This is a genomic window from Massilia sp. TWR1-2-2, from assembly GCF_049897565.1.
Classification (GTDB): Bacteria; Pseudomonadota; Gammaproteobacteria; order Burkholderiales; family Burkholderiaceae_D; genus JAFCUW01.
This window is the reverse complement of sequence record NZ_JAFCWM010000025.1, coordinates 64,530-73,669: the sequence shown is the minus strand read 5'-3', so window position 1 is coordinate 73,669 and position 9,140 is coordinate 64,530. Positions and strand designations below refer to the sequence as shown.

Here is a 9,140-nt window from a genome sequence, read left to right as displayed (position 1 = left end):
GTTTGTTGCCATTTCTGGCACTACCATTGCTGGTAGGTCGCTCACTCAAAATACTGACAGGCCACTTCTTGCGAAGCGCCTATATTTCTTCTTTGTGAACATTTGATAATTTAAGTTTTTAGTGACCGAAGTCACTGGCACCCTCATCAAACGCCCACACTTATCGACTGTTAATTTTTAAAGAACTTGTTCGGTACTGCTTGCGGCTTGTTGACAAAGCGTTTTGTTTGTCAGCCGCGAAGAAGAAAGAGTATGGAGCATTTCGCTCGATTCGTCAACTTCTTTTTTACTGCTTGCCGTTAAGGCAATTCCTATGAATCCGCCGCAACCTGTTGATTCGGTGCGTCTTTTTCATCGGGAGGCAAACTATAGCAAAGCGCCTCGCGGCTTGGCAAGGGGGTTTGTGACATTTCGCGAGAAATAGTCGCCGCGGGCGTAAAATGGCTGCTTTTTCGCGACAACTACCGATGACGATCATCCTCTCTACCCTCAACGCTCGTTACGCGCACGCATCATTGGGCTTGCGCTACCTGATGGCGAACATGGGGCCGCTGCAGCAGCAGACCCGCATCCAGGAGTTCGTGATCGGTGCGAAGACGACCGAGGTTGTCGAGAAGCTGCTGGCCGGCCAGCCGCGGGTGATCGGTTTCGGCATCTATATATGGAACGTCGAAGAAACCACGCGGGTGGTGGCGATGCTCAAGCGCGTTGCGCCGCAGGTGGTGATCGTGCTGGGCGGACCGGAAGTGTCGCACGAGAGCGCCGAGCAGCACATCGTTCAGCTGGCCGATTACCTCGTCACCGGCTGGGGCGACGTGACGTTTCTGAAGCTGTGCGGCGAAATCCTGTACGGGCCGAAGCCGCTGATGAAGGTCCACGCCGGCGTGCAACCGCCGATGGCGGAGATCGCGATGCCCTACTCGCTGTATTCGGATAACGACATCGCGCACCGTACCTTATATGTAGAGGCGTCGCGCGGCTGCCCGTTCAAGTGCGAGTTCTGCCTGTCGGCGTTGGACAAGACGGCCTGGCCGTTCGCGCTCGACACCTTCCTGGCCGAGCTGGAGACGCTGCATGCGCGCGGCGCGCGGCTCTTCAAGTTCGTCGACCGCACCTTCAACCTCAATATCAAGACCAGCCTGAAGATCATGCAGTTCTTCCTCGATAAGCTGGCAGCCAATCCGGACGATCCGGTCTACGCGCACTTCGAACTGGTGCCTGACCACCTGCCGGACGCACTCAAGGAAGGCATCGCCAGATTCCCGCCGGGCGCGCTCCAGTTCGAAATCGGCATCCAGAGTTTCAATCCCGAGGTGCAGGCTTTGGTGAGCCGGCGCCAGGACAACGCCAAGGCCGCGGAGAACATCCGCTGGCTGTGCGAGCACTCGCACGCGCACCTGCACGTCGACCTGATCGCCGGGCTGCCGGGCGAAGACGTGGCCAGCTTCGCGCGCGGCTTCGACCAACTTGTAGCGCTCAAGCCGCACGAGATCCAGTTCGGCATCCTGAAGCGGCTGCGCGGCACGCCGATCATCCGCCACACCGAGGCGTTCGGCATGGTGTTCGATCCCTACCCGCCCTACACCATCCTGGCGACCAGGGACATCGACTTCGGCACCATGCTGCGACTGGTGCGCTTTGCCCGCTACTGGGACCTGGTGGCGAACTCCGGCCGCTTCGTCAATACGCTGCCGGCGATGCTGGGCGAGGCGCCGTTCGAGAACTTCATGGCGTTCTCCGACTGGATCTACAGTCAGACCGACGCCACGCACCGGATTGCGCTCGACCGCCTGGCCGCCCTGGTGACGCAGTGGCTGCACGTGCGCGGCATGGGCAAGGACGCCGCGCAGGCGCTGGTCGGCAGCGACTATGCCGGCGAGCGGCCGAAGCAGGTAGCGGCCGCGCCGCAGCGCCAGGCCCGTCACATGGCCGCTTGAGTACGCTAGCGAACAGCGGTAGCGGACCGGGCCAAACTCTTTTACACTGGCGCAATGCCACTTGAAAATGCGCCAACTTTAACCCTTCACCATGCCGACAGCATCAGTTCCGCCGCTGTCATGGCCACTGGTATCTGGCAGGTGCACGCGCTGGCGGACCGCGGCGCGATCAAGACCATCATCAAGACGCTGGCGTCGCTGAAGGACAATTCGAAGCTCGCCTGGGACCTGTCGGGCATCGTCAGCCTCGATCACATCGGCGCGCAGATGTTCTGGAACTGCTGGGGCAAGCAGCGTCCCGCCCAGCTGACACTGGCGCCGAAGCAGGAAGAGCTATTCAAGCGCATCGAGGAAGCCTGCGTGGCGCAGGTGGTCAAGCCGCGCCGCAGCCGCCTGACCGCGGTGATGATTCTCGGCTTCGCCATCATGTCGTTCTTCGAGCACCTGCGCGGCTTCATCGGGCTGATCGGCCAGGTGGTGCAGGACCTGCTGCGCTTCGCGCGCCATCCAACCACCGGGCCATGGCGCGAGATCTCGGCCAACATCTTCCATGCCGGCTTCCAGGCGCTCGGCATCACCGCGCTGGTCGGCTTCCTGATCGGCGTGGTGCTGTCGTTCCTGTCGGCGCAGCAGCTGCGCACCTTCGGCGGCGACATGTACCTGGTGAACATCCTCGGCATGAGCGTGATCCGCGAACTGGGGCCGCTGCTGGCGGCGATCCTGGTGGCGGGCCGCTCCGGCTCGTCGATTACCGCGCAGCTGGGCGTGATGCGCGTGACCGAGGAACTCGACGCGATGCTGGTGATGGGGATCTCGCACGGCTACCGCCTGATCATGCCGAAGGTGCTGGCACTGGCGATCTCGATGCCGCTGCTGGTGGTGTGGACGGACGCGATGGCGCTGATCGGCGGGATGGTGTCGGCGCAGATGGAACTGAACCTGTCGGCGCGCTACTTCCTGCAGAAGCTGCCGGACGCGGTGCCGCTGGCGAACTACGTCATCGGCCTGCTCAAGGGCGTCGTGTTCGGCATGCTGATCGCGCTGGTGTCGTGCCACTTCGGCCTGCGCATCAAGCCCAATACCGAGAGCCTCGGGCACGGCACCACCACCGCGGTTGTCACCGCGATCACGGTGGTAATCCTGGCGGACGCCGTGTTCGCGATTATCTTTTCAGGCGTGGGGTTCGACTGATGGAGGAGACCAAGCTGGAAGACACCAAGCCGGAAGACACCAAGCCGACCCGCGCGGAGCCGCGCCTGACGATGAAGCCCGACGAGGATGTCGGGCCGCCGGTGGTGCAGATCGAGCGCCTGTGGACCAAGTTTGGCCGCACGGTGGTGCACCAGGACCTGAACCTGGAAATCTATGCCGGCGAAATCCTGTCGATCGTCGGCGGCTCGGGCACCGGCAAGACGGTGCTGCTGCGCCAGATGCTGGGCCTGGAGACGCCGGCGCGCGGCAGCGTGCGGGTGTTCGGCGAAGACATCACCGAGGCCGACGCCGACCAGCTGCAGCGCATGCGCAATCACTGGGGCATGCTGTTCCAGCAGGGCGCGCTGTATTCGGCGCTGACGGTGTTCGACAACATCGCCCAGCCGATGCGCGAACTGCGCGCGCTGCCCGAAGACGTCATTTATGATGCCGTACTGGTCAAGATGAACATGGTCGGCCTCGGCGTGGAACACGCCAACAAGATGCCGTCCGACCTGTCGGGCGGGATGATCAAGCGCGCCTCGCTGGCGCGCGCGCTGGCGCTCGAGCCGCAGCTGCTGTTCCTGGACGAACCGACCGCCGGGCTGGACCCCGACCTGTCGGACGCCTTCGTCGCCCTGATCCAGTCGCTGCACCGCGAACTGGGGCTGACGGTGGTGATGGTCACGCACGATCTCGACACGCTGTTCGCGCTGTCGACGCGGATCGCGGTACTGGCCGAAAAACACGTGATCGCGATCGGCCCGACGCGCGACATCCTGACGGTGGACCATCCGTTCATCAAACAATTTTTCCTGGGTGCGCGCGGCAAGCGCGCCCTTGAGGTGCTGGACGAACACGAGCAGGTGCTCGACGATCGCGAGCACGCGAAAGAACCGGAGAACTGAATATGGAAAACAGATCACATGCCTTGATGACCGGCTTCTTCACCATTGCCCTGCTGATCGCGGCGGTGCTGGCGGGGATCTGGTTCAACCGCGATCGCGTCGAGCGCGTGCCCTACCTGATCACCACCACCGAATCGATCCCGGGCCTGAACCCGCAGGCGGCGGTGCGTTACCGCGGCCTCGAGATTGGCCGCGTCGACGACATCAACTTCAACCCCGCCGTCGCCGGCCAGATCGTGATCCGCCTGTCGGTCGACCCGGAAGCGCCGGTCACCAAGACCACCTTCGCCAAGCTGGGCTACCAGGGCGTGACAGGAATCGCCTTCATCCAGCTCGACGACGACAAGACCGGTTCGCCCCTGCTGGCCAGCGACAAGAAGCACGTCGCCGCGATCCCGCTGCGCCAGGGCTTCCTCGACCAGTTGGAAAAGCGCGGCGAAATCATCCTCAAGCAAACCGAGCAGATCACCGCCCGCCTCAACGAGCTGGTGGCGCCGGACAACCAGAAGATCATGCTGGGCGCCTTCGAGAGCATCGGCAAGACGGCCGACGCATATGCGGCCATTCCAAAGCAGCTCGAACCGACCCTGAAGCGGCTGCCGGAACTGGCCGCCAAGGCCGAGCAAAGCATGGCCTCGTTTAACGATCTGGCCGCCAGCGCCAGCAAGACGGTGCAGAACTACGACAAGCTGGCCACGACGCTGCAGGCGCCGGACGGACCGATCACGCGCCTGACCAGCACAGTCGACCGGGTCGGCGGCTCGCTCGAAGGCGTCACCAGCGAACTCGAACTGCAGACGCTGCCGCACCTGACGTCGATGACGGACCAGGCGCGCACGTCGCTGCGGGCAGTCAAGCGCACCGCCGATTCGTTCTCCGACCGGCCGCAAGGCCTGCTGTTCGGGAACGCCGGCGCCACGCCCGGACCGGGCGAACCCGGTTTTGTCGCTCCGACCAAATAAGGAAAACCGATGAACCAGTCCATTGCCAACCATCTTCCCCGCCGCGCCCTGCTCGCGCTGGCCGCCTGCGCCGCACTGGCCGGCTGCGCAAGCTCGAAGGGCCCGGCCACCAATGCCATCTACGATTTCGGCCCGGCCGCTGCGGCATCGCCGGCGCCAGCCGGCCGCGCGAACCTGGCCGCGGCGGTGGTCACCGACGTCACCGGCAACGCCGCCTACGACAGCGAGCGCATGTTTTACCGGCTCAATTACGCCGATCCGCTGCAGGCCCGCGCGTATGCCAACAGCCGCTGGAATGCGACACCGCTGCAGCTGCTGACGCAGCGCTTCAAGACGCGCGTGGCGCAGTCGGGCGTGAAGGTGCTGTCGACCACCGACGCCTCGACCGGGGTGCCGCTGCTGCGCATCGACCTGGACGACTTCACCCACAGTTTCGACAGCACCGCCAGCAGCTACGGCGAAGTGGCGGTGCGCGTTTCGCTGTTCGACAAGCACACGCTGGTCGACCAGCGCACCTTCCGCCACAAGGTCGGCGCGCAAAGCGCCGATGCAGCGGGCGGCGCGCGCGCGCTGGCGCAGGCGGCCGACGCGGTGGCAAGCGAGATGATCGCATGGCTGGCGAGCGACCCGCGCACGGCGCCGACAACGCGCAAGCAATGATCGCAGGCGAGATCCGGCCGGAGCGGCGCAAAGGCTCGCCGATGGTGCGCGCCGCGCTGCTGGTGTACCTGCTGCTGATCGTGTACGCCAGCTGGTTCCCGTTCACCGGCTGGCGCAGCACCGGGCTCGAACCATGGGCGTTCCTGAACCTGACGCCGCAGCGCTACTGGACCGCGTTCGACGTCATCGTCAACGTCATCGGCTACATCCCGCTCGGCATGCTGATGGTACCGTCGCTGTACCCGCGCATCCGCGGCTTCTGGGCGCTGCTGCTGACGGCGATATTGGGCATGCTGGTGTCGGGCGGGATGGAAGCGGTGCAGACCTACCTGCCAAGCCGGGTGCCGTCGAACCTCGATTTCCTGACCAATTCGGTCGGCTGCTTCGTCGGCGCCCTGGTCGGCGCGGCCGGCGCGCGCTCGTACCTGAACCAGAGCCGCCTGTACCAGGTGCGCCAGCGCTGGTTCGCCTCGCACGGCAGCCAGGGCATGGTGCTGCTGGCGCTGTGGCCGCTGGCGCAAATCTACCCGCAGGGCTACCTGTTCGGCCACGGCCAGGTGCTGCCGATCTTTTCGGAGTGGCTGTCGGACTGGTTCGACACCAGCATCGATTTGGTGGCGATGCTGCGTCCGGGCGCGGCGATGAGCGTGGAGCAGTACTGGCTGTCGGAGACCATCATCACCGCCTGCGGCATGACCGGCGCGGTGCTGACGATGCTGTTCCTGACGCGCCGCGGCGCCCCGCGCACCCGCTTGATCATCGCGATGCTGGCGGCGGCGCTGGCGTTCAAGACGCTGGCGTCGTCGCTGCTGTTCACGCCCGACAACGCGTGGGTGTGGATCACGCCAGGGGCGCAGGGCGGCTTCCTGATCGGCCTGATCATGCTGGCCGGCCTGGCGTTCGCGCCGCAGGTGGCGCAGCGGCGCCTCGCCGTCGTGACTCTATTGCTGAGCCTGGTGGTGGTCAACACGATCCCGGCCAATCCGTACTTCGTGTCCACATTGCAAGGTTGGGTGCAGGGCAAGTTCCTCAACTTCAATGGCGCGGCGCAATTCCTGTCGCTGCTATGGCCGTTCTTCGCGATCTGGTTCCTGGTGCTTCCCTCGCATAAACTGAACCGGCAGTGACAGCGTATCATTGCGCTTTGCCCCAATTTAGCGGAAGAAATCGATGAGCGACAAACCATATTTCGAGAAACATGTGTTCTTTTGCGTCAACCAGCGCGACGACGGGCGCTCCTCGTGTGGTGAACGCGGCGCGCTGGCGGCGCAAAAGCATGCCAAGGGCCGCATCAAGCAGCTGGGCCTGAACGGCCATGAAAAGATCCGCATCAACCAGGCCGGCTGCCTCGACCGCTGCGAAGAAGGCCCGGTGCTGGTGGTCTACCCCGAAGGCGTCTGGTACACCTACGTCGACAACAGCGACATCGACGAGATCGTCGACAGCCACCTGGTCGGCGGCAAGGTCGTCGATCGCCTGAAGATCTGACAGCAAGGCCATGAACAAGCAATCGGAAAAATTCACCCTCGCCGGCGGCGCCGGCAACATGGAATGCGTGCTCGACATGCCGGCGGACTCGCCGCGCGGCCTTGCCCTGGTGGCGCACCCGCACCCGCTGTACGGCGGCACGATGGACAACAAGGTGGCGCAGACGCTGGCGCGCACTTTTGTCGGCCTCGGCTACGCGGCGGTGCGCTTTAATTTCCGCGGCGTCGGCGCTTCCGACGGCGTGCATGACGAGGGCCGCGGCGAGGCCGACGACATGGCCATCGTGCTCGAGCAGATGCGGGCGCGCTTGCCGGGCCTGCCGGTGGCGCTGGCCGGCTTCTCGTTCGGCACCTTTGTCGCCAGCCAGTTGCAGCAGCGCCTGATCGCCGCCGGCCAGCCGGCCGAACGCCTGGTGCTCGTCGGCAGCGCGGCCGGCAAGTGGGCGATGCCGGACGTGCCGGCCGATTCGATCCTGATCCACGGCGAGCTCGACGACACCATTCCGTTGACGGCGGTGCTCGACTGGGCGCGGCCGCAGGACATCCCGGTGATCGTCATCCCGGGCGCCGACCACTTCTTCCACCGCAAGCTCGGCCATATCAAAAATCTTGTAACACAACTATGGCGGCGGACCGATTAATCCTCGTTATAATTGGACCCTCTTCTTTATCGGCAATGCTTTGCGGCATTGTCGACGCACCTCACCTTTTTAAGACCTTGATTCCCATGAAAAAAATGTTCGCGGCCCTCGCCGTCAGTGTCGCCTTGATGAGCGCCGCTGTCGCGCAAACCCTGCCGGCGCCCACCATCGCCGCCAAATCCTGGCTCCTGCTCGACGCCACCAGTGGCCAGGTGATCGCCGCGCAAGATCCGAACGCGCGCATCGAGCCCGCTTCGCTGACCAAGATCATGACCGCCTACGTCACGTTCCAGGCGCTGAAAGACAAGAAGATCGACATCAACCAGATGGTCAACGTGTCGGTGCGCGCGTGGAAGGTCGATCCGAGCAGCTCGAAAATGTTCATCGACCCGGCCACGCCGGTGAAGATCGACGACCTGCTGCACGGCCTGATGGTGCAGTCGGGCAATGACGCCGCGGTGGCGCTGGCCGAAGCGGTGGCCGGCGACGAAGGCACGTTCGTTGCGCTGATGAACCGCGAGGCCGAACGGATGGGCCTGAAGAACACCAAGTTCGGCAACCCGCACGGCCTGCCGAGCGCGGAAAACTATTCGACCGCGCAAGACCTGTCGACCCTGGCATCGCGCGTGATCCTCGACTTCCCCGAGTTCTACAAGATCGACTCGGTGAAAAGTTTTACGTACAACAAGATTACCCAGCCGAACCGCAACCGCCTGCTGTGGCTCGATCCGACCGTCGACGGCATGAAGACCGGCCACACCGAGAACGCCGGCTACGGCATGATTGCGTCGGCGCGGCGCCCGAACGGCACGGCCGGCCAACGCCGCCTGATCAGCGTGGTGCTGGGCACGACGTCCGATTCGTCGCGCACGCAGGAAAGCCAGAAGCTGCTGAACTGGGGCTTCCAGAATTTCGACACCGTCAAGCTGTACAGCAAAGGCCAGGCGATTGCCACGCCGGAAGTGTGGAAGGGTTCGCAGGCGTCGGTCAAGATCGGCTTTGCCAGCGACGTCCTGGTGACGGTGCCGAAGGGCGTCGCCGCCAAGCTCAAGCCTGTGCTCGAGCGCAAGGACCCGCTGGTGGCGCCGCTGGCGCGCAATGGCCAGGTCGGCACCCTGAAGATGATGGTCGACGGCAAGCCGCTGCTGCAATTGCCGGTCGTCGCACTGGAAGACGTTGCGCAGGCGAGCATCTTCGGCCGCGCGTGGGATTCGATGCGCCTCTGGTTCAAATAATCGGCCAGCGTCGGACCGCGGTGTTTCTTTCAGGGGTCTGAACCGGGTTCGCATGCACCAACTCAACCGGGGACTCGGCGTCCCCGTCATCCCCCAACTGAAAAAACGGGTCTGACCCC

9 protein-coding genes are annotated in these 9,140 nt (G+C 64.2%); all 9 read left to right on the top strand.

Features of this window, described 5'->3' with window-relative positions; genetic code table 11:
• Window positions 1-467 precede the first annotated feature (467 nt).
• Window positions 468-1,937, top strand: a complete 1,470-nt coding sequence (locus ACP7DD_RS20700; protein WP_426176716.1) for a DUF4080 domain-containing protein — start codon at window positions 468-470, stop codon at window positions 1,935-1,937.
• 54 nt (window positions 1,938-1,991) lie between these two features.
• Complete coding sequence (locus tag ACP7DD_RS20695; RefSeq protein WP_426176715.1) at window positions 1,992-3,128, top strand: MlaE family ABC transporter permease; 1,137 nt, start codon at window positions 1,992-1,994, stop codon at window positions 3,126-3,128.
• A 71-nt stretch (window positions 3,129-3,199) separates the two neighbouring features.
• Complete coding sequence (locus ACP7DD_RS20690) at window positions 3,200-4,036, top strand: ABC transporter ATP-binding protein (protein ID WP_426176725.1); 837 nt, start codon at window positions 3,200-3,202, stop codon at window positions 4,034-4,036.
• Between the two features lie 2 nt (window positions 4,037-4,038).
• Window positions 4,039-4,998 (top strand): MlaD family protein, encoded by a 960-nt coding sequence (locus tag ACP7DD_RS20685; protein WP_426176714.1) that lies wholly within the window; start codon window positions 4,039-4,041, stop codon window positions 4,996-4,998.
• A gap of 9 nt (window positions 4,999-5,007) precedes the next feature.
• The gene (locus ACP7DD_RS20680; RefSeq protein WP_426176713.1) at window positions 5,008-5,658 is read left to right on the top strand and encodes an ABC-type transport auxiliary lipoprotein family protein; all 651 of its coding nucleotides are present in this window, start codon (window positions 5,008-5,010) and stop codon (window positions 5,656-5,658) included.
• A complete protein-coding gene (locus tag ACP7DD_RS20675) occupies window positions 5,655-6,785 on the top strand; it encodes a VanZ family protein (protein WP_426176723.1) in 1,131 nt (376 codons plus the stop codon). The genes ACP7DD_RS20680 and ACP7DD_RS20675 overlap by 4 nt, the downstream gene beginning before the upstream one ends.
• A 43-nt stretch (window positions 6,786-6,828) precedes the next feature.
• A complete protein-coding gene (locus ACP7DD_RS20670; RefSeq protein WP_426176711.1) occupies window positions 6,829-7,146 on the top strand; it encodes a (2Fe-2S) ferredoxin domain-containing protein in 318 nt (105 codons plus the stop codon).
• Window positions 7,147-7,156: 10 nt separating this feature from the next.
• The gene (locus ACP7DD_RS20665; RefSeq protein WP_426176710.1) at window positions 7,157-7,786 is read left to right on the top strand and encodes an alpha/beta hydrolase; all 630 of its coding nucleotides are present in this window, start codon (window positions 7,157-7,159) and stop codon (window positions 7,784-7,786) included.
• Between the two features lie 86 nt (window positions 7,787-7,872).
• Window positions 7,873-9,021, top strand: coding sequence for a D-alanyl-D-alanine carboxypeptidase family protein (locus ACP7DD_RS20660; RefSeq protein WP_426176709.1), 1,149 nt, complete (start codon window positions 7,873-7,875; stop codon window positions 9,019-9,021).
• Window positions 9,022-9,140 lie beyond the last annotated feature (119 nt).